Source organism: Pseudomonas asplenii, assembly GCF_001293465.1.
GTDB lineage: Bacteria > Pseudomonadota > Gammaproteobacteria > Pseudomonadales > Pseudomonadaceae > Aquipseudomonas > Aquipseudomonas fuscovaginae_B.
On the sequence record NZ_JSYZ01000015.1, the window covers coordinates 47,796 to 68,220 of the forward strand.

Here is a 20,425-nt window from a genome sequence, read left to right on the forward strand (position 1 = left end):
GTGCCTGAACCCAAGGTGTGCCTGAAAAGTGGGACACCACGGGTTCGCGGCTGTTCAGTGACTGGCGCGATCAGATCGGACTGATCCCGTCCTCCTTGAACTGGTCCTTCACGTACTTGATCTCGGTCCGACCATGAGGCGCCGGCAGGCCGTCTTCGCCCAGGTTGACGAAGACCATCTTCTCCACGGTCAGGATGCTCTTGCGGGTGATCTTGTTGCGCACTTCACAGGTCAGGGTGATCGAAGTACGCCCGAACTCGGTGGCCGTGATACCCAGCTCGATGATGTCCCCCTGGCGCGAGGCACTGACGAAGTTGATCTCGGAGATGTACTTGGTCACCACCCGCTGGTTGCCCAGCTGGACGATGGCATAGATCGCCGCCTCTTCGTCGATCCAGCGCAACAGGCTACCGCCGAACAGGGTGCCGTTGGGGTTGAGGTCTTCGGGTTTGACCCATTTGCGGGTGTGGAAATTCATGCGCGTACCTGACCGTCTTGCCATTGATGCCAGCTATCATGGCAGACCGTACGGTCAAGCTCTATGAACACTCGACTATGGTCGCCATGAGCATTCTTCATCGAACCGACAGAAACCCTTGGGAAGTCCTCGACAGGCCGCTATACTCAGCGCCGATCAAAACGGTCATCTTCCCCTGATACCGTTTACCCGCCACCTGTCCGAGGGGCGCTGCAGCAGGCTCGACCTGTCAGGCTCGGATGGGGCGTTCTCCGGTCGTGATGATGCGCCCGGATACTAAACGCACAACGGCGCCCATTCGCACACTACGAATGGAGGCTCTCTATGAGCGCTGTCAACACGCCTGCAGATTTTACCGATTACAAAGTCGCCGACCTGTCCCTGGCTGCCTGGGGCCGTCGCGAAATCATCATCGCCGAATCGGAAATGCCTGCCCTGATGGGTCTGCGCCGCAAGTATCTGGCCGAGCAACCGCTCAAGGGTGCCAAGATCCTGGGCTGCATCCACATGACCATCCAGACCGCCGTGCTGATCGAAACCCTGGTTGCCCTGGGTGCCGAGGTTCGCTGGTCGTCCTGCAACATCTTCTCGACCCAGGACCAGGCCGCTGCCGCCATCGCCGCTGCCGGCATCCCGGTCTTCGCCTGGAAAGGTGAAACCGAGCAGGAATACGAGTGGTGCCTGGAGCAGACCATCCTCAAGGATGGCGCGCCTTGGGACACCAACATGGTCCTCGACGACGGCGGCGACCTGACCGAACTGCTGCACAAGAAGTACCCGCAGGTCCTGGACAAGGTCCACGGCGTCACCGAGGAAACCACCACCGGCGTCCACCGCCTGCTGGACATGCTGGCCAAGGGCGAGCTGAAGATCCCGGCGATCAACGTCAACGACTCGGTCACCAAGAGCAAGAACGACAACAAGTACGGCTGCCGTCACAGCCTGAACGATGCCATCAAGCGCGGTACCGACCACCTGCTGTCCGGCAAGCAGGCCCTGGTGATCGGCTACGGCGACGTGGGCAAGGGCTCGGCCCAGTCCCTGCGTCAGGAAGGCATGATCGTCAAGGTCACCGAAGTCGACCCGATCTGCGCCATGCAGGCCTGCATGGACGGTTTCGAAGTGGTTTCGCCGTTCATCGACGGGATCAACAACGGCACCGAAGCCAGCATCGACAAGGCCCTGCTGGGCAAGATCGACCTGATCGTCACCACCACCGGTAACGTCAACGTCTGCGATGCGAACATGCTCAAGGCCCTGAAGAAGCGCGCCGTGGTCTGCAACATCGGTCACTTCGACAACGAAATCGACACCGCCTTCATGCGCAAGAACTGGGCATGGGAAGAAGTGAAGCCGCAGGTGCACAAGATCCACCGCACCGGCCACGGCGATTTCGACCCGCAGAACGACGACTACCTGATCCTGCTGGCCGAAGGCCGCCTGGTGAACCTGGGCAACGCCACCGGTCACCCAAGCCGCATCATGGACGGTTCGTTCGCCAACCAGGTACTGGCGCAGATCTTCCTGTTCGGCCAGAAGTACGCCGACCTGTCGCCTGCCCAGAAAGCCGAGCGCCTGACCGTTGAGGTACTGCCGAAGAAACTCGACGAGGAAGTGGCCCTGGAAATGGTCCGCGGCTTCGGCGGCGTGGTCACCCAACTGACCAAGACCCAGGCCGACTACATCGGCGTGAGCGTCGAAGGTCCGTTCAAGCCGCACGCCTACCGCTACTGATCGGCCTGGTTGCCTGCTCTCCCGGCGAGAGCAGGCTGTTGTGGGAGCTGGCTTGCCGGCGATGGCAGCGCCTCGGTACTGTTGCAGAATCGAGGCCACTGCATTGCGGGCAGGCAGCTCCCACACTGGTATTCTGAGCTTCCACAGGTATTACCATGTCCCAAGATCGTCGCTACAGCTTCGAGTTCTTCCCGACCAAGACCGATGCTGGGCATGAAAAGCTGCTCGCCACTGCCCGCCAGCTGGCCAGCCACAATCCCGACTTCTTCTCCTGCACCTACGGTGCCGGCGGCTCGACCCGCGACCGCACACTCAACACCGTGCTGCAGCTCGAGAGCGAAGTAAAGATTCCTTCCGCTCCGCACCTGTCCTGCGTGGGCGACAGCAAGAACGACCTGCGCGGCCTGCTGACCCAGTACAAGGACGCCGGCATCAAGCGCATCGTCGCCCTGCGCGGCGACCTGCCCTCCGGCATGGGCATGGCCAGCGGCGAACTGCGCCACGCCAACGACCTGGTCAGCTTCATCCGTGAAGAGACCGGCAGCCATTTCCACATCGAAGTCGCCGCCTACCCGGAAATGCACCCGCAGGCGCGCAATTTCGAAGACGACATCCAGCATTTCGTGCGCAAGGCCAACGCCGGTGCCGACAGTGCGATCACTCAGTACTTCTTCAACGCCGACAGCTACTTCTACTTCGTCGACCGCGTACGGGCACTGGGGGTGAACATCCCGATCGTGCCGGGCATCATGCCGATCACCAACTACAGCAAGCTGGCACGCTTCTCCGACGCCTGCGGCGCGGAAATCCCACGCTGGGTCCGCAAGCAGCTGGAAGCCTACGGCGATGACAGCCAGAGCATCCAGGCCTTCGGCGAGCAGGTGGTCACCCAGATGTGCGAACGCCTGCTGCAAGGCGGCGCGCCGGGTCTGCATTTCTATACCCTGAACCTGGCCGAACCGAGCCTGGCGGTATGGAACAATCTCAAGCTGCCGCGCTGATCCGACAGCAAAGGCCGTGAACAAAAGGTCCTCGCGCAAGCCAGGGCCTTTTTTATTGCAACGGGAATAGCCCGGGACAGAGCCCTCACGCGGCTCTGGCTATTTACTGCGCGCCCATCGTACTCTCTGGCAATGCCCGTCATTGCCCAACTGCTGACAGCCATTCTCCTGACTTGCCTGAGCCTGACGGCCCGGGGCGAGCGACTGCGCATTGTCACCGAACCCTGGGCCCCCTATGTCTACGAGGAGAATGGCCAGGCCAAGGGCCTGGACTACGAGACCACGGCGATTGTCTTCCAGCGCCTGGGGATCGAGGTGGAGTGGCAGTTCCTGCCCTGGAAACGCTGCCTGGCGATGCTCGAACAGGGCCAGGCCGACGGCGCCCTGGATATCTTTCACAGCAGCCAGCGCGACGACAAACTGCTGTATCCCGACGAGGCACTTTCCGAAGTGGAGTTCGTGCTCTTCTACGCCAAGGCCCATCCCCATCCGTTCAGCAGCCTGGATGATCTGCGCGGGCTGACCGTAGGCGTCTCGCCGGGCTATCAGTACAGTCCGCAATTCAACGAATCGCGCCTGTTCCGACACGAACCGGCCCCCAGCCATGAGTCCAACTTCGGCAAGCTGGCCCTGGGGCGCATCGACCTGGTGATCACCGACCGCCGCGTCGGTCAGCATGTGCTCAACGAATTGAACCTGCAGGAGCAGATCGCCCAGTACCCGAGCGTGATCAGCCGCAATCGGCAATACCTGGCCCTGCGTCGCAACGCCGGCATGGACCTGCTGATGCAGCGCTTCAACGCCGAACTCAAGCGGTTCAAGCGCGAACCGGCCTATGCCGAACTCAACGCCCGCTATGCCGGCGCGCCCGGCGCCGGGAAAAAGCAGTGAACCGTTGAGCAGCAGGAACGCGGCACAGGCCGATTGCTCTGTTATACTCCGGCGTTCCCGCCAGGCTTACGCCCGGACGCTCGACCTTGCATCAGGTATTCCGACACAGTGACCTGCGCCGCCAAAGAGCCAGCGCGCGCCGTGCGTAGAGCCTCAAGATCCAGCATTACCGGACGGGATTGCGTCCTCCAGGACCGGACAGGAAAACGCCGCACACGCTGCCGGCCGCTTTTGTTCAGCTCCCAGATGCCATTCGCGCCAGGCAAGATTCCCATCGGGCTTTGCCCTAACTGAACAGGATTACTCATGTCCTTTGCTTCCCTCGGTCTCTCCGAGGCTTTGGTCGGCGCCATCGAGGCCGCCGGCTATACCGAGCCTACTCCGGTGCAACAGCGGGCCATTCCCGCCGTGTTGCAAGGTCGCGACCTGATGGTCGCGGCACAGACAGGTACTGGTAAAACCGGCGGTTTCGCCCTCCCGATTCTGGAGCGGTTGTTCCCCAACGGTCACCCGGACAAATCCCAGCGTCACGGCCCGCGCCAACCGCGCGTACTGGTCCTGACCCCGACCCGCGAACTGGCCGCCCAGGTGCACGACAGCTTCAAGCTCTATGCCCGCGACCTGAAATTCGTCAGCGCCTGCATTTTCGGCGGTGTCGGCATGAACCCGCAGATCCAGGCCATGGCCCGTGGCGTCGACGTGCTCGTCGCTTGCCCGGGGCGCCTGCTGGACCTGGCCGGGCAAGGCAGCGTCGACCTGTCCCACGTGGAAATCCTCGTGCTGGACGAAGCCGACCGCATGCTCGACATGGGCTTCGTCCATGACGTGAAGAAGGTTCTCGCACGGCTGCCGGCCAAGCGGCAGAACCTGCTGTTCTCGGCGACCTTCTCCAAGGACATCACCGACCTGGCGAGCAAGCTGCTGCACAACCCGGAGCGCATCGAGGTGACGCCACCGAACACCACGGTCGAGCGTATCGAGCAGCGTGTGTTCCGCCTGGCCGCCAGCCACAAGCGCGCCCTGCTGGCCCACCTGATCACCACCGGCGCCTGGGAACAGGTGCTGGTGTTCACCCGCACCAAGCACGGTGCCAACCGCCTGGCCGAGTACCTGGACAAGCACGGCCTGACCGCCGCGGCGATCCACGGCAACAAGAGCCAGAACGCCCGCACCAAGGCCCTGGCCGACTTCAAGGCCGGCGAGATCCGCATCCTGGTCGCCACCGATATCGCCGCCCGCGGCCTGGATATCGACCAGTTGCCGCACGTGGTCAACTTCGAACTGCCGAACGTCGATGAAGACTACGTCCACCGCATCGGTCGTACCGGCCGTGCCGGTCGCTCGGGCGAGGCGATTTCCCTGGTCGCTCCGGACGAAGAGAAACTGCTGAAAAGCATCGAGCGCATGACCCGGCAGAAAATCGCCGACGGCGACCTGATGGGCTTCGACGCCAGCGCCGTGGAAGCGGAAAAACCGGAAGTACGCGAGCGTCCGGAAGGCCGCAACCCGCGCAACGCGCGTGCTCCCCGTGGCGACGGCGCCAACGGCGGTGGCAGCGGTAGCGGTCGCAAGGACAAGGGCAAGGACAAGGGCGGCAAGGAGAAGCCGGCGAACAGCGGTCGCGGCGAGCGTCCGGCCCGTGAGCAGAAGCCTCGCGAGCAGCAGCAACAGCGCCAGATCCCGCGTCCGGCACCGGACCGCGACCCGGAAGAGTTTCTCGATGACGACGTGGACAACTTCGGCAACCGTGTCGACTACGTGCCACAGGCCGCCAAGCCCCAGGGTCGTGGTCGCCGTCCCGGCGGTGCCGGACAAGGCGCAGCCCGTGGCGGTGCAGCCCAGGGCCAGGGTCGGCAGAATGGCCAGCGCGGCAGCAACGGCACCGGTGCAGGCGCGGGCGCCCAGAAGCGTACTGGCCGTAATGGCGCAGCGCGGGATGGCCAGCCACGTCGCGACGACTCGCGCAACCGTCGTCCGGCCCGGGACGACCAGTCGTTCCGCCAGGAGCCGGCGGTGAAAAGCCCTCGTGAGAACCAGCCGAAGATCATGCACAAGGAGTCGAAGATCGATCGCTCCCTGACGCCTGAGCAACTGGACCAGTTGCCGAACCGCCCACGCGGCGAGAAACCGGCGTTGCTGACCCGCAATCGCTGAGTATTCCCTCGGCAATGAAAAACGCCCCCGGTTCGTGAGAACCGGGGGCGTTTTTCATTGTGGCCGGCTTCCCCTGCAGGAGTAGGGTTTGCCCGCCAAGCCATGCCCATCGGGCCCCTTCGCGAACAAGCGCTGCTCCTACAGGAAAAGTATTACTTGGCCTTTACGCCTTCGAACGAGATGTCCAGGTCCAGAGTCTGGGAGGATGGGCCTGGGCCCTTGATGCCGAAATCGTTCAGGTTGAGGGTGGTGGTACCGTTGAAGCCGGCACGGTAGCCGCCCCATGGGTCCTTGCCTTCACCGTTGAAGGTGGCCTTGAAGGTCACCGGCTTGGTCACGCCGTGCAGGGTCAGGTCACCGGTCACGTCAGCGGTTTTCTCGCCAGTGGATTTGACGCTGGTGGAGACGAACTTGGCTTCCGGATACTTGGCAACGTCCAGGAAGTCCTTGCTGGCGATGTGCTTGTCACGCTCGGCGTGGTTGGAGAACAGGCTGGCGGTCTTCAGCTCGACCTCGATCTTGCTCGCTTCAGGCGCCTTGGCGTCGAAGCTGAACTTGCCGCTCCAGTCCTTGAAGGTGCCGTGTACGAAGCTGTAGCCCAGGTGGCTGATCTTCCAGTCGATGAAGGCGTGCTGGCCTTCCTTGTCGATCACGTAGTCAGCGGCCATCGCCTGACCGGCAGTGAACAGTGCGGTACCGATTGCCAGGGCGGCGAGAGTCTTTTTCAACATGCTTCTATTCCTTTTGAGTCGAGGTTGAACATCAGGCTTTGCGACCCAGCATGCGGGTCAGCGTCGCATCACGATCGATAAAGTGGTGTTTCAGCGCAGCCAGGCCATGGAGAACGGCAAAGATCACCACGGTCCAGGCCAGGTACAGGTGCACCGTGCCAGCCACATCCGCCTGGTCGGGGATGCTGGAAATCCAGGCCGGCACGTCGAACAGATTGAACACCGGAATCCCGACACCTTCTGCGGTGGAAATCAGGTACCCGGAGAACATCAGGGCGAAAAGGCCCAGATAGAGGAACGCATGGCCGAACTTGGCGCCCAGGCGGGTCAGGCGGCCATGATTGGACGGTGCCGGCGGCGGCGGGCTGATGAAACGCCAGGCCAGCCGTACGACCATCACCGCGAACAGGGTCAAGCCGATACTTTTATGCAGGTCCGGAGCGGCCTTGCGGTACTCGCTGTAGTAGTCGAGACCGACCATCCACAAGCCCAGCGCGAAAAGGCCGAAGACCACCAGAGCCACGCCCCAATGCAGGAGCATGCTGACTGCGCCGTAGCGGGAAGATGAATTACGTAGCTGCATGACCGAGAGATCCTGTAAGTACTGCGCCCAAGACTAATGGTTTACCTATCGAATTAAAGCGAAAAATTTTGCTTTGAAATATCGAGAAATACGATCATAAGTCTGGAACGAGCGGGTTAAGAAAATATTAAGGTCGCCGCCTATCCGGAACACCCCGGCGGGCGACTTTATTCGAGGCGCCGGAGGATAATCGTTGCAACCGCTGCAGGCCGCGTCGCCCGGACACCTCGCCGGTAGCGAGGCCGTTGAATGACCGGCACGGGTTGTCCCGTCGCCCGGCATTGCATAGGCTTGCGCGATTGTTGGCCCGCGCCTGTCGCAAGGTGCCCGTGGGAGAGTGGAAATGAGCCTGAACAACCAGTGGATGCAACGCGATCTCGCGGTGCTGTGGCATCCCTGCACCCAGATGAAAGATCACGAGCAACTGCCGATGATCCCCATCAAGCGCGGCGAAGGCGTGTGGCTGGAGGATTTCGACGGCAAGCGCTACCTCGATGCCGTCAGTTCCTGGTGGGTCAACGTGTTCGGCCACTGCAACCCGCGCATCAACCAGCGCATCAAGGACCAGGTCGACCAGCTGGAGCACGTGATCCTCGCCGGTTTCAGCCACCAGCCGGTGATCGAGCTGTCCGAGCGCCTGGTGAAGATGACCCCCGAAGGCCTGACCCGCTGCTTCTATGCCGATAACGGTTCGTCCTGCATCGAAGTCGCGCTGAAGATGAGCTTTCATTACTGGCTCAACCGCGGCCAGCCGCAGAAGAAACGCTACATCACCCTGACCAACAGCTACCACGGCGAGACCGTGGCGGCGATGTCGGTAGGCGACGTGCCGCTGTTCACCGAGACCTACAAGGCCCTGCTGCTGGACACCATCAAGGTGCCGAGCCCGGACTGCTACATGCGTGCGCAGGGCATGAGCTGGGAAGAGCATTCGCGCAACCTGTTCCAGGTCATGGAACAGACCCTGGCGGAGAATCACCAGAGCGTCGCCGCAGTGATCGTCGAACCGCTGATCCAGGGAGCCGGCGGCATGCGCATGTACCATCCGGTGTACCTCAAGCTGCTGCGCGAGGCCTGCGACCGCTACGGCGTACACCTGATCCACGATGAAATCGCCGTGGGCTTCGGCCGCACCGGTACGATGTTCGCCTGCGAACAGGCCGGTATCCGTCCGGACTTCCTCTGCCTGTCCAAGGCGCTCACCGGCGGCTACCTGCCCCTGGCGGCGTGCCTGACCACCGAGGACGTCTACGGCACCTTCTACGACGACTACCCGACCCTGCGCGCGTTCCTCCATTCCCACAGCTACACCGGCAACCCGCTGGCCTGTGCGGCGGCGCTGGCGACCCTGGATATCTTCGAGCAGGACAACGTCATCGAGAACAACCGGGCCCTGGCCCAACGGATGGCCAGTTCCACCGCGCACCTGGCGGATCACCCGCACGTTGCCGAAGTGCGCCAGACCGGCATGGCCCTGGCGATCGAGATGGTCCAGGACAAGGCCAGCAAGGCCGCCTACCCGTGGCAGGAGCGCCGTGGCCTCAAGGTGTTCCAGCATGCCCTGGAGCGCGGCGCCCTGCTGCGGCCGCTGGGCAACGTGGTGTACTTCCTGCCACCCTACGTGATCACGCCGGAACAGATCGACTTCCTCGCCGAAGTGGCCAGCGAGGGGATCGACATTGCCACCCGCAGCGCGGTCAGCGTGGCGGTGCCGGAAAACTTCCATCCGGACTTCCGTGATCCGGGCTAACCCCACAGAAGCCAAGCGGGCGCGCGCGACCCATTCGCGGCAGTGCGGCGCCCCGGCAACCCATCATTCCGATATCCAGAGATACACCATGAGACTGTCCCGCTTCTTTATCGACGCCCCTCTGAGCCTCGGCGAACACGAACTGCCTGAGGCCCAGGCCCACTACATCGGCCGCGTACTGCGCATGGCCGAAGGGGACGCGCTGCAGGTATTCGACGGCTCCGGCCACGAATTCCTCGGTACCCTGCTGGAAGTCGGCAAGAAGCACGTGCGTGTGCAACTGACCGAAAGCTTCGCCGGCCAACCGGACTCGCCGCTGCACATCCACCTCGGCCAGGGCCTGTCCCGGGGCGAACGGATGGATTGGGCGATCCAGAAAGCCACCGAGCTGGGCGTCAGCGAAATCACCCCGATCGTCAGCGAGCGCTGTGAAGTCCGCCTCAAGGACGAGCGCGCCGACAAGCGCCTGGCCCACTGGCGGCAGATCGCGATCAGTGCCTGTGAACAGTGCGGCCGCTCCACCCTGCCGGTGATCCACCCGCCGCTGCCGCTGGGTGAATGGCTGAAACAGGCCCAGGCCGAACTGAAACTGGTGCTGCACCCGGTGGCCGAACCGCTGACCAGCCATCCCAGGCCGGCCAGCCTGGCCTTTCTGATCGGCCCTGAAGGCGGTTTGTCCGACGCCGAAGTCGAGCAGGCGGCCAAGGCCGGCTACCTGCCCGCACGCCTCGGTCCGCGGGTGCTGCGCACCGAGACCGCACCGGTGGTGGCCCTGGCGGTGGCCCAGCAGCTGTGGGGCGATTTCTGACGCATCAGATCACGTACCAGAAGATCGCCACGAAATGCAGGGCACTGCCGGCGATCACGAACAGGTGCCAGATCCCGTGGGAATGCCGTAGCCGGTGATCCAGGGCGAAGAAGATGATGCCCAGGGTGTATAGCGCCCCGCCCGTGGCCAGCCAGATGAACCCGGCCATGCCCAGGGCCGCCAGCAGCGGCCTGATCGCCACCAGCACGATCCAGCCCATCACCGCATAGATCACGATCGACAGGATCCGCGCCTCCGAGCGCGGCTTGATCTCCTGCAACATGCCGATCACCGCCAGCCCCCAGACGATGCCGAACAACGTCCAACCCCATGGTCCGCGCAGAGTGACCAGGCAGAACGGCGTGTAGCTGCCGGCGATCAGCAGGTAGATCGACAGGTGATCGACCTTCTGCATGATCACCTTCGCCCGCCCGCGGACGCTGTGGTACACGGTCGAGACGCTATAGAGTGCCATCAGCGTGACCCCGTAGATCGCCACGCTGACGATCTTCCACGGGCTGCCATCCAGGCTTGCCATCACCAGCAGCCAGATCGCGCCGATGCTCGCCAGTATCGCCCCCACCAGATGGGTCCAGGCGTTGAGTCGTTCCCCGTGATACATGTACCGCCCACCTCCATTGCTCAGGACACTTCATCAGGCCCGCTACGCCATGCCTGGCCCAGTCGCCCGATGCCCTGTACAGCCGCTTCCTACCTTCAAAGAGGAAACAAGCTTCCGGATTTCGCTCCATAGATTAAAAAAAAATCGCCGGCCGATACAGAAAATGGAAGGCCCCGAATCATCACCCCACGGGAGCCCGCCATGACCCGAACACTCCAGGCCTGGAACCGCGAAAAGCTGATCGAGCATTCGCTGTCCTGGATACACCGCCTCGATCGCTCCCAGGTCATCGAAGTCGATTGCGCCCTGGAGTATGCAAAACGCCGGGGCAGATCGCCGCTGGACATGACCCCGCGGGACTTCCCGCTGCCCACGGTACATGAATTGCTGCAGCGGGCCGTCCTGGAAACCGAGCGGGGCCTCGGGGTATTCCTGATCACCGGATTTCCCGTGGCCGACAAGACGCCCGAGCAGGCACGCCTGCTCGCCTGGGGTATCGGCCTGCACCTGGGCGTGCCGCTGGTACAGAATCACGCAGGCGAGTTACTGGTTGATGTCCGTGACCGCCAGCAACCCCATCACCCGACCCATCGCAGCCACATCACCAGCCGCTCCATGGAGTTCCACACCGATGCCTGCGACCTGACTACCCTGCTCTGCCTGCGCCAGGCGGCCCGCGGCGGGCTGTTCCGCCTGGCCAGCCTGCGGGCCGTGCACGACCGGCTGATGCGCGAGAATCCGGCGTTGTGCCAAGCGCTCTATCAACCCCTGGCGTTCTACGACCCGACACGCGACAGCGCCAGCGACAGGCGCTTTTTTCTCTGCCCGGTATTCGCCCTGGAGCACGGCGTCTTCGCCAGCCGCTTCTATCGTCAGCGCAACCTCGACTGCGAGCGCCTGCCGGGGGCACCGCGCCTGGGCAACATCGCCCGCGCCGCACTGAACGCGGTGCATGACACCGCCTGCCTGCCGGACATGTGCCTGGAACTGGAGCTGTTGCCCGGCGACCTGCAGTTTCTCAACAACCACCTGGTCTGCCATGCCCGCACCAGCTTTACCGACAGCGCGCAGCCCGGCCGCCAGCGCCACCTGCTGCGCCAGTGGCATGCCACCGCCTACAGTCGTCCACTGCCCGAGAGCTTCCTGCCGGCCTATGGCAACGTCAGGGCCCAGGCCTTGCGCGGCGGCTATCAGGGTTGTCCGGTCGATGAGACGCTGCGGGCCTTCCAACAGCGACTGGCGGCCAGCAACGGCCTGATCGGTTGAACGGGGGGCCACTGAAAAAGCCTCAGCCAACTCTCCGGGACTTGGGCACAATCGGAGCATTCGAAAAAGAGTCCGTCCCATGTTGATCGATGAAGAACTGACCCTGAAAAAGCTCGAAGTGTTCCTGGCCTTCATGCGCACCGGCAACCTGGCCCGGGCGGCGGCCGAACTGCAGACCAGCAACGTCAGCGTGCACCGCGCCATCCATTCCCTGGAAAATGCCCTGCGTTGCCCGCTGTTCAAGCACGAGGGGCGCAACCTGACACCGCTGGAAAGCGCCTATGTGCTGGAAGAGCGGGCGCAGAAACTGATCCAGGACGTGGTCGAAAGCGTGCGCCTGACCCGTGAGGCCGCCGGCTTCTGCGCCGAACGCTTCAAGCTCGGCTCGCTCTACTCACTGACGGTGAAGACCGTGCCGCAGTTGATCATGGGCCTGAAGATCCGTCGCAGCGAGCTGAACATCGACCTCATCCTCGGCTCGAACATCGACCTGCTGTACCAGCTCAGGAACATGGAAGTGGACGCGATCCTGGTGTCGCTGGACGAAACCACCCAAGATCCGGACTGCGAACACCTGCCGCTGTTCTCCGACGATATCTTTCTCGCCACGCCCGCCGACTCGCCTTTCGCCCAACAGGCCCAGGTCGACCTGGCGGACCTGCGCGACATGACCTTCATCACCCTGACCCAGGGCTTCGCCACCCACCGCGACGGCAATCGGGTGTTCGAACAGGCGGGCTTCGAGCCCAAGGTGGCGATGCAGGTCAACGATATCTTCACCCTGCTGAGCATGGTCAGCTCCGGCGTCGGCTATGCGCTGCTGCCCGGGCGGATCGCCGCGGTGTACGAAAACCGGGTGAAACTGATTCCGCTGCAGCCGCGCTACCACCTGCAGCAGCATATCGGCGTGGTATTCCTCAAGGCCAAGGAGCGCGACCCCAACCTGCTGGCACTCCTGGCGGAGTGCCGGATGTATGCCAACCATCGCGCCTGAATCAGCCCACCAGGCCTCGCACGATGAAAAACAGCACCGACGGCCCGAGCAGGCAGCCCAGCCCGGTATGGAAGGTCGCTGTCAGCGCGCCATAGGGCACCAGCCGCCGATCCGTCGCCGCGAGCCCGGCCGTCACGCCACTGACCGTCCCGGCCAGGCCGCCGAACACCATCGCCGAACGCGGATTGTCCAGGCCCATCCAGCGCGCCGCCACTGGCGTGCCGACCATCACGATGATCGCCTTGATCAGGCCCGTGGCGATCGACAGGGCGATCACATCGGAACTGGCCCCGATCGCCGCACCGGTCACCGGCCCGACGATATAGGTCACCGCCCCGGCACCGATGGTGGTCATGCTCACCGCATCGCGATAACCGAAGGCCCAGGCCATGCTCGCGCCGACCATGAACGGCAGCACGGTGCCCAGCAACAGCGACACCGCGCCGATCAGGCCGGCCTTCCTCGCCTCGGTGGCCTGCACCTCGAAGGCGGTGGCGACGATCGCGAAGTCGCGCAACATGGCGCCGCCCATCAGGCCGATGCCGGAGAACAGCGCCATGTCGGCCAGGCCCTTCTGCCCACCGGTCAACGTGCCACCGATCCAGGCCAGGACCAGGCCGATCACGATGGCGATCGCCGAACCGTGGATGCGACCCAGGGTCAGGTGCCTGGAGAGCAGCACCGACAGCCACATCACCACTCCGACCAGCGCGAACGCGGTGATCAGCCCATTGTGCTCCAATGCTTTCTCGACGATAGCCCACATGTCAGCGACCTCCCGCGACATGGGCATCCGGCAACGCCGCCGCAGGCTCGGCCGGCAACGGCTCGCCCTTGTTGGTCCGGCTAATCAGGGCGATGGTGCAACCGCACAGCAGCACCGAACCGACGGCCGCCAGCAACGCCACCGGACCGCCATGCAAGGCGGTGACCACGTTCTGGTTGGCGGCCATGGCGACCACCACCGGGATATACAGGGCGCCCCAGAAGCCGACGCCCATCTCGCACTCCTTGCTCATGCCGCCGTGCCTGTGCATCCACAGGCGGGCGCAGATCAGCAGGATCATGGCGATCCCGACCCCGCCGACATTGGACTTGACCCCCAGCAACACGCCGAGCATGTCTCCCAGAACCACACCGGCCAAGGTACAGGCCGCCAGCAGTGCCACACCGTAAATAATCATTGTTGTTATCCTCGCATCGCAGTGTCGAAGTTGTTGTTTTTGTCCTTCGAAGCAACAGCCGGTCTCTATCGGTGGCGGCATCCCTCCTCTTGCAGCAGTGCCTTGAGACTGTCCAGCCGGGCACCGTCGAAGGCGACCACGCTGCCCTGTTCGAATACCCGCCGCGCCAGGCCGGTCAACACCGCCCCCGGTGGCAGTTCGATCTGCAGCCGCACGCCGCGCTCGTAGGCGCTTTGCACCGTACCGCGCCAATCGATGAGCCGGCACATGTTGAAGGCCAGGTCATCGCGAATCTGTTCGGCAGTGCGCAGCAACCGGGCACTGCTGCCGCTGAGATAACCCAGGCACGGCGCCCGCATCGGTACCTCGGCGAATGCGGCCGCCAAGGCCTGCGCCGGCGCCTCCAGCAACGGGCAGTGGGACGGCACGCTGACCGCCAGGCGCCGGGCCACTCCGCCCTGCTTCAGCGCGGCAGCGACCGCGGCCATGGCCTCATCGCTACCAGCGATCACGCACTGGTTGTCGGCATTGATGTTCGCCAGGTAAACCGGCGTGCGCGGGCCATGGACCTGGGCCAGCAACTTATCCACCGCCGCCCGTTCCAGACCGATCAATGCGGTCATGCCATAGCCCTGTGGATAAGCCTGTTGCATGAGTTGCCCGCGCAGGCTGACCAGGCGCAGGGCATCGCTGAAATCCAGCACCCCGGCCATCACCGCCGCCGGATAGGCGCCGATCGACAGGCCGGCCACGTAGGCCGGCGGTGGACTGTTGTCCAGCAACAGCCGGGCCCCGGCCACCCCGGCAATCAGCAGGCAGAGCTGGACCGCGCGGGTCGAGGCCAGCGCCTGCGCGCTGTCCAGCAACGCCAGATCCTCGCCAAGCACCTCTGCGGCTTCACCCAGGCACTGGCGAACCACCGCCGCATCGGGCAGGCGCCGCAACATGCCGGGCTGCTGCGCACCCTGGCCGGGAAACGCCAGCAGGCTGCTCACGCCGCCAACTCCCCGGCACTCCACGGATCGGCCACCAACCGTGCACCCGCGTCGCTCTTGAGCAGCACCCGTTGCGCCGGGCCCGCCCACTCCGCCAGCGCCACCGCGCCCAGCGGGGTCTGCAACTGCAGGTCGACACGGCAGAACGGATTGTCGAGTTGCCGCAACAGCTCGGCGGCCCGGGCTCGCGACAACGCCTGCGGTGCACGCAGGATCAGGTCCAGGTCGCTCTCCGGGTGCAGGGTCGGCAAGCCGGTGGCCAGTTCAAAACCGGCGCTGCCGCTGACGCCCCAGGCCAGGCCCCGGGCATCGAGCGCCGGGCGTACATGCCGCAAGGCCTGCAAGGCCGGCCAGTCCCGCCTGGCCAGTCGGCTGTCGACCAGCGCCTCCGGGCGCACCCGACGTTCGACCAGCCGCCGCGGCATCAGCGTGGCGAAACGCTGCTCGCGCGACAGCCCGCGCACGCCCACCGGCAATTGATCCGCTGCGACCAGTGCCCGCCGCACCACCACCGGCTGCCCCAGGCCCAGCGCCTCAGCCACCCAGGCCGGCGCATCCGGCGGCAACTGCGCCGGGGTCAGCCCCCAGAGCAGGTCGTGAGGGAGATAGTGGCCGTCGCTACACATCGCGACTCACCACTGTTCACGCAACAGTTGCCGGACCCGGCTCGACGCAGCCCGATTGGGCGCCCCCAGCCGTCCGCCCAGATCGGTGCCACGTTGCATCGCATCGACGATCGCGGCGCCGAGGCAATCCTGCACACAGGCCAGATCCTGCGCCGTGGGCTGCTCGATCCGCTGCACGTCGAGCACCTTCCACAGCAGCCCCAGGCTGGCATAACTGTCGATGTCATAGGCCATGGGTGGCACGCTGGCGGCCAGGGCCTCCAGGTCCTCGACACTGCGCAGGGTCACGCGCGCCGCCGAGGCCTTGCCCATGGCATGGACCATCACCCCCGGATCACGCAGGGCGATCAGGCGGTTGGCCTGGTAGCCGTGGGCGAGGAACGCCCCGGACATCGCCTTGCCCACCAGCAGGGCAATCACCGCATGCCCCGCCAGGCGGGCACGGGCGTAACTGTCGGCGGCCGCGGCCAGGGCCAGATGGATCCCCAGGGCTTCCTCACGACGCCCGTAGGCCTGGCTCGGCACATCGACAATGGCAATCAGCGCGCGCTTGTGCCCACTCGCGCTGTCGGCCTCGATCACCTCGTCCACCGCCCTCGCCAGACTCCAGCCTTCCAACAGGCCGACTTCGCCATGACGGGCGCGGACAAACCGGTTGTCCGCATCGGGTACCACCGCCAGCAGGCGTACCGGCTGGTCGCCCAGCCGGGTATCGGCGACCTTCAGCGAAGCCGGCAAGCCGGTCGCCTCGACGGCATCGCCAGCCAGGCTCTGGAACCAGTGCAAACCGCGCAGGGAACGGGTGCTCATGGGCGATCTCCTTGGAAAAGCCGGCATACCGTGGCCGGGTCGATCTGTGGCGCGGCATCCAGTTCAGCCAGCCGCTGCAGGTACCAGCCCGCCTGCCGACTACGCTGTGTCTCGGGCAGGCCAGCCTCCAGCAAGTGAGCGACCTGCTGCCGGATCGCGGCCACGTCATCGCTTGCATAACGATCCACCAGGCCGCTGGCGAAACGCTGTTCGCCGCCGGTCAGGCTCCAGATGAAGGGCCGGTCACGGGAATCGTATTCCTCCAGCCCCGCCTCCTGTTCGATCACCTGCGGCCCATTCAGGCCCAGGCGGGCCTCGCGGGTCACCACCAGGTAACTGCACAGCGCGGCGGCGATGGACATGCCGCCAAAACAGCCGACACTGCCGGCCACCACACCGATCACCGGCTGATAGCGCCGCAGATCGACAATCGCCGCGTGGATATCGGCGATGGCCGCCAGGCCCAGGTTGGCCTCCTGCAGGCGCACGCCACCGGTTTCCAGCAGCAACACGGCGCGGGTCGGGATGCCCTGGCGGTTGTCTTCGGCAGCCAGTTCCAGGGCACCGGCGATCTTCGCGCCGCCCACCTCGCCGAGGCTGCCGCCCTGGAAAGCGCCCTCGATGGCGGCGATGACCACCGGCAGGCCGTCGATGCTGCCCTTGGCGATCACCACCCCGTCATCGGCCTGGGGTACCACGCCCTGGCGTTCGAGCCAGGGCGACATGACCCGGGCGAAGGGATCGAGCAGTTCGCGGAAACTGCCGCTGTCGAGCAAAGCCCTGGCCCGCTGCCGGGCGCCGAGTTCGACAAAACTGTGCTTGTGCAACAGAGCCTCGCTGTCAGTCATGGCCGATCTCCTCGAAACCTTGTTCCAGACGCAACCGGACCACCCCGGGCGTGGCGCCGAAATCGTGGATATCGATCGCCAGCGCCGGCGGCAGACGCCCGTCGAACAAGCGCTCGAACAGGTGCTGCCAGCGCGCCGAGCTGCCATTGACCGAGGTGGTCACCTGGATCGACAGGGTGCCGGGGTGACCGGGTTCGAGCAGCACTTCCAGGTCGCCGGAACCGACACAGCCCACCAGGGCACGGCCCCGGGGCGGTTGTCCGGCGGGGAATTCGAAGGACAGTTTTTCCATCACAAGGCTTCCTGTTCGAGACGGTCGATCAGCAGGCAGGCGGCGAGCAGGTCCGCCGCGCCGCCGGGTGAAGCGTTCATCGCCAAAAGCTGTTGATCCAATTCATGCAGGCAGCGCCGGCCGGCCAGGCTGGCGCTGCCGCCGGCCTCCAGCACCGCGCGGGCGCCCTGCTGCATGGCCTGCAGGCCCGGCAGGCCGGCGCGGTAGAGCACGCAGGTGTCGGCCAGGCCGGTCATGATCGCCAGCAGCGCATCCAGCCGGGCATTCTGTTCGCCGTGACCCGCCAGGCGGCTGCGCCGCAGTTGAGGCAGGCCGAGCCGGGTGACGGCCGGGAAGCCGAGTTGCGCCTGCTCCCGGGCACCGCGGGCCCCGTAACGGCGGGCCACCTGCTGGCCGTGGCTGTTGCCGCCGGGTGCATGGCGGTCTTCCAGCAGTGCCAGGCGCGCGGCCCGCAGGGTCAGCGCTTGGGCAGAAACGCTGCCGGACTCCTGTGCCGCCGCGGCCACCAGCAGGCCCAGGGCCCAGATCGCGCCACGGTGGGTATTCACTCCGCCGGTGGTCCTGAGCATCGCCTGTTCTCCCTCGCGGCCGATACGACCCAGGGCTTCACGCAATGCCAGGCCGCTGAATGCCGGGGAATGGCTGGCAATGGCGGCATCGGCCATCTCCTTGAACATCGGCCACAACGCCAGCGCCGAGGCATGCATCAGGCCCAGGTGCAGGTCGTTGTGTGCACCGCTGCCACGCCGGTCCACCAGGGCGGGCTTGGGCGACAGGTCGGCTTCGTCGATCAGCGCTTCGACGGCGAAATCCGCCAGGCGCTCGGCCAGTGACAGGGGTTGGGGCTGCAGATTGAAGGCGTGCATTTACCAGCTCCTGAAGCGTGCGGGCGGGTTGTAGAGGCCACCGGACCACTCCACCAGGTCGGCCACACTTTTGGCCGCGAGCAGTTCACGGCTGGCGTCGGTGCGGCGGATGCCCAGGTCCTCGGGCACGGCGATCAGCCCTTCGCGCCGCAGCCGTGCCGTATCCTGCGGCTTGTGCCGCAGGCCGATGGCAGTGACCCCCGCCACGGCGGCGATCATCGCCTGGCGCTCCTCCAGGGAGCGGGCCTTGTACAGGTAGGCGATCCCCTCCTCGGTCAGCAGGTGGGTGACGTCGTCGCCGTAAATCATGATCGGTGCCAGCGGCATGCCGCTTTTCCTCGCCACCTCGACGGCATCGAGGGTTTCGACGAACGTCGGCTTGCCGCCCTCCTGGAAGGTCTCGACCATCTGCACCACCAGTTTCCTGCCGCGTTCGAGCAGCGCCTGGGGCGCATCGCCGCGGTCCAGGCGCATATCGAGCCAGGCCGGGGTGCCATGCCGCCGACCGCGCGGATCGTGGCCCATGTTCGGTGCCCCGCCGAAACCGGCCAGGCGCCCGCGGGTGACGGTGGAGGAATGACCGTCGCCATCGACCTGCAGGGTCGCGCCGATGAACAGATCCACCGCGTACTGCCCGGCCAGTTGGCAGACCATCCGGTTCGAGCGCAGCGAGCCGTCGCGCCCGGTGAAGAACACGTCCGGCCGGGCGGCGATGTAGTTCTCCATGCCCAGTTCGGTACCGAAGCAATGCACGCTGTCGACCCAGCCGCTTTCGATCGCCGGAATCAGCGTCGGGTGCGGGTTGAGCGTCCAGTTGCGGCAGATCTTGCCCTTCAGGCCCAGGGACTCGCCGTAGGTCGGCAGGATCAGTTCGATGGCGGCGGTGTTGAAGCCGATCCCGTGGTTGAGCGACTGCACGTTGTGTTTTTCGTAGATCCCGCGGATCGCCATCATCGCCATCAGCACATGCACCGGCTTGATATGCCGCGGGTCGCGGGTGAACAGCGGTTCGATATAGAACGGCCGGTCGGCCACCACCACGAAATCGACCCAGGACGCGGGAATGTCCACCCGCGGCAACTCGCTGACATCGTCGACCAGCTGGTTGACCTGGACGATCACGATGCCGTCGCTGAACGCCGCCGGCTCGATCAGCGCCGGGGTGTCTTCGGTGCTGGGGCCGGTGTAGATGTTGCCGGCGCGGTCGGCCATGAAGCCGGCGCTGAGCACCACGTTGGGAATCAGGTCCACCACCAGCCGCGCGTAGAGTTCGATGTAGGTGTGGATCGCACCGATTTCCAGCAGGCCGTCCTCCAGCAACTGGCTGATACGCAGGCTCTGGGTGCCGGCGAAGGAGAAGTCCAGCTTGCGGGCGATACCGCGCTCGAACAGGTCCAGGTGCTCGGCACGGCCGACGCTGGGCATGATCATGTGCAAGTCGTGAAGCCGGGCCGGATCGGCCTTGGCCAGGGAACGCGAGAGAAAATCCGCCTGCTTCTGGTTGTTGCCCTCCAGCACCACCCGGTCGCCGGGCATGATCAGGGCTTGCAGGGCGGCGACGATCTGCTCGGTCGGCAACACCACGCCATCGGCGAGGGCCCGCACCTGTTCGAGACGACGCTGCTTCTCGGCGCGGCGCCGCGTCCAGCGCGAGTCGGGGGAATTGGGGGCTGTCATGCTCACTCCAGGGGTTCGCTGTCGTGGCTAGACAGTAGGAGCGATCGGACAGGGCATCAATCAAGCCCGGCGACTGATTGTTACGCCAAGGTTAATGATTTGACGCGGGGGTGGG

At 65.0% G+C, this 20,425-nt stretch carries 21 protein-coding genes and 1 riboswitch; of the genes, 8 read left to right on the plus strand and 13 right to left on the minus strand.

The window, feature by feature from the left end; translation table 11 throughout:
* Positions 1 to 70: 70 nt before the first annotated feature.
* Positions 71 to 478, minus strand: coding sequence for an acyl-CoA thioesterase (locus tag PF66_RS18950; protein ID WP_054059721.1), 408 nt, complete (start codon positions 476 to 478; stop codon positions 71 to 73).
* A gap of 196 nt (positions 479 to 674) precedes the next feature.
* Positions 675 to 781, plus strand: a riboswitch (S-adenosyl-L-homocysteine riboswitch).
* A 21-nt stretch (positions 782 to 802) separates the two neighbouring features.
* Here PF66_RS18950 and ahcY point away from each other — a divergent pair.
* From ahcY to PF66_RS18970, 4 genes are all read left to right on the plus strand, one after another.
* Positions 803 to 2,212 (plus strand): adenosylhomocysteinase, encoded by a 1,410-nt coding sequence (gene ahcY, locus PF66_RS18955; protein WP_054063520.1) that lies wholly within the window; start codon positions 803 to 805, stop codon positions 2,210 to 2,212.
* A gap of 155 nt (positions 2,213 to 2,367) precedes the next feature.
* Positions 2,368 to 3,213, plus strand: a complete 846-nt coding sequence (gene metF / locus PF66_RS18960; RefSeq protein ID WP_054059719.1) for a methylenetetrahydrofolate reductase [NAD(P)H] — start codon at positions 2,368 to 2,370, stop codon at positions 3,211 to 3,213.
* Between the two features lie 132 nt (positions 3,214 to 3,345).
* The gene (locus PF66_RS18965; protein WP_054063521.1) at positions 3,346 to 4,104 is read left to right on the plus strand and encodes a substrate-binding periplasmic protein; all 759 of its coding nucleotides are present in this window, start codon (positions 3,346 to 3,348) and stop codon (positions 4,102 to 4,104) included.
* Between the two features lie 306 nt (positions 4,105 to 4,410).
* Positions 4,411 to 6,258, plus strand: a complete 1,848-nt coding sequence (locus tag PF66_RS18970; protein WP_054063522.1) for a DEAD/DEAH box helicase — start codon at positions 4,411 to 4,413, stop codon at positions 6,256 to 6,258.
* A gap of 152 nt (positions 6,259 to 6,410) precedes the next feature.
* On the opposite strand, the gene PF66_RS18975 is transcribed toward PF66_RS18970, so the two are convergent.
* Both PF66_RS18975 and PF66_RS18980 read right to left on the minus strand, forming a co-directional pair.
* On the minus strand, positions 6,411 to 6,989 hold the full coding sequence (locus tag PF66_RS18975) for a YceI family protein (protein WP_054063523.1): 579 nt from the start codon (positions 6,987 to 6,989) through the stop codon (positions 6,411 to 6,413).
* 31 nt (positions 6,990 to 7,020) lie between these two features.
* Positions 7,021 to 7,572: a cytochrome b gene (locus tag PF66_RS18980; RefSeq protein ID WP_054063524.1), complete on the minus strand. Its 552-nt coding sequence runs from the start codon at positions 7,570 to 7,572 to the stop codon at positions 7,021 to 7,023.
* A gap of 343 nt (positions 7,573 to 7,915) precedes the next feature.
* On the opposite strand from PF66_RS18980, the gene PF66_RS18985 reads away from it, so the two are divergent.
* Together PF66_RS18985 and PF66_RS18990 are read left to right on the plus strand one after the other, a co-directional pair.
* Entirely contained in the window at positions 7,916 to 9,322 is a 1,407-nt protein-coding gene (locus PF66_RS18985) for an adenosylmethionine--8-amino-7-oxononanoate transaminase (protein WP_054063525.1), read from the plus strand.
* Between the two features lie 88 nt (positions 9,323 to 9,410).
* Positions 9,411 to 10,130 (plus strand): 16S rRNA (uracil(1498)-N(3))-methyltransferase, encoded by a 720-nt coding sequence (locus PF66_RS18990; protein ID WP_054063526.1) that lies wholly within the window; start codon positions 9,411 to 9,413, stop codon positions 10,128 to 10,130.
* A 4-nt stretch (positions 10,131 to 10,134) separates the two neighbouring features.
* On the opposite strand, the gene trhA is transcribed toward PF66_RS18990, so the two are convergent.
* On the minus strand, positions 10,135 to 10,752 hold the full coding sequence (trhA, locus tag PF66_RS18995) for a PAQR family membrane homeostasis protein TrhA (protein WP_054063527.1): 618 nt from the start codon (positions 10,750 to 10,752) through the stop codon (positions 10,135 to 10,137).
* A gap of 201 nt (positions 10,753 to 10,953) precedes the next feature.
* Between trhA and PF66_RS19000 the strand changes: the two genes are divergently transcribed.
* The gene (locus tag PF66_RS19000; RefSeq protein ID WP_054063528.1) at positions 10,954 to 12,018 is read left to right on the plus strand and encodes a TauD/TfdA family dioxygenase; all 1,065 of its coding nucleotides are present in this window, start codon (positions 10,954 to 10,956) and stop codon (positions 12,016 to 12,018) included.
* 79 nt (positions 12,019 to 12,097) lie between these two features.
* On the plus strand, positions 12,098 to 13,012 hold the full coding sequence (locus tag PF66_RS19005; protein ID WP_054061303.1) for a LysR family transcriptional regulator: 915 nt from the start codon (positions 12,098 to 12,100) through the stop codon (positions 13,010 to 13,012).
* A 1-nt stretch (position 13,013) separates the two neighbouring features.
* Here the strand turns inward: PF66_RS19005 and madM are convergent, their stop codons facing one another.
* The 9 genes from madM to mdcA all read right to left on the minus strand — a co-directional run bounded on the left by madM (position 13,014) and on the right by mdcA (position 20,310).
* Entirely contained in the window at positions 13,014 to 13,778 is a 765-nt protein-coding gene (gene madM / locus PF66_RS19010; RefSeq protein ID WP_054061302.1) for a malonate transporter subunit MadM, read from the minus strand.
* A gap of 1 nt (position 13,779) precedes the next feature.
* Positions 13,780 to 14,196 carry a malonate transporter subunit MadL gene (gene madL / locus PF66_RS19015; RefSeq protein WP_054061301.1) on the minus strand — a complete coding sequence of 139 codons (417 nt, stop codon included), beginning with the start codon at positions 14,194 to 14,196 and terminating at the stop codon, positions 13,780 to 13,782.
* Between the two features lie 65 nt (positions 14,197 to 14,261).
* Complete coding sequence (mdcH, locus tag PF66_RS19020; protein ID WP_054063529.1) at positions 14,262 to 15,191, minus strand: malonate decarboxylase subunit epsilon; 930 nt, start codon at positions 15,189 to 15,191, stop codon at positions 14,262 to 14,264.
* Positions 15,188 to 15,817: a malonate decarboxylase holo-ACP synthase gene (locus PF66_RS19025; protein ID WP_054063530.1), complete on the minus strand. Its 630-nt coding sequence runs from the start codon at positions 15,815 to 15,817 to the stop codon at positions 15,188 to 15,190. The genes mdcH and PF66_RS19025 overlap by 4 nt, the downstream gene beginning before the upstream one ends.
* Positions 15,818 to 15,823: 6 nt before the next feature.
* The gene (mdcE, locus tag PF66_RS19030; protein ID WP_054061415.1) at positions 15,824 to 16,627 is read right to left on the minus strand and encodes a biotin-independent malonate decarboxylase subunit gamma; all 804 of its coding nucleotides are present in this window, start codon (positions 16,625 to 16,627) and stop codon (positions 15,824 to 15,826) included.
* Positions 16,624 to 17,475 carry a biotin-independent malonate decarboxylase subunit beta gene (locus PF66_RS19035; RefSeq protein WP_054063531.1) on the minus strand — a complete coding sequence of 284 codons (852 nt, stop codon included), beginning with the start codon at positions 17,473 to 17,475 and terminating at the stop codon, positions 16,624 to 16,626. Before PF66_RS19035 ends, mdcE begins: the two co-directional genes overlap by 4 nt.
* Entirely contained in the window at positions 17,468 to 17,767 is a 300-nt protein-coding gene (locus PF66_RS19040; protein WP_054061417.1) for a malonate decarboxylase subunit delta, read from the minus strand. Before PF66_RS19040 ends, PF66_RS19035 begins: the two co-directional genes overlap by 8 nt.
* Positions 17,767 to 18,633 (minus strand): triphosphoribosyl-dephospho-CoA synthase, encoded by an 867-nt coding sequence (locus PF66_RS19045; RefSeq protein WP_054063532.1) that lies wholly within the window; start codon positions 18,631 to 18,633, stop codon positions 17,767 to 17,769. The genes PF66_RS19040 and PF66_RS19045 overlap by 1 nt, the downstream gene beginning before the upstream one ends.
* Positions 18,634 to 20,310 carry a malonate decarboxylase subunit alpha gene (gene mdcA, locus PF66_RS19050; RefSeq protein ID WP_054063533.1) on the minus strand — a complete coding sequence of 559 codons (1,677 nt, stop codon included), beginning with the start codon at positions 20,308 to 20,310 and terminating at the stop codon, positions 18,634 to 18,636. It abuts the gene before it with no gap.
* Positions 20,311 to 20,425 lie beyond the last annotated feature (115 nt).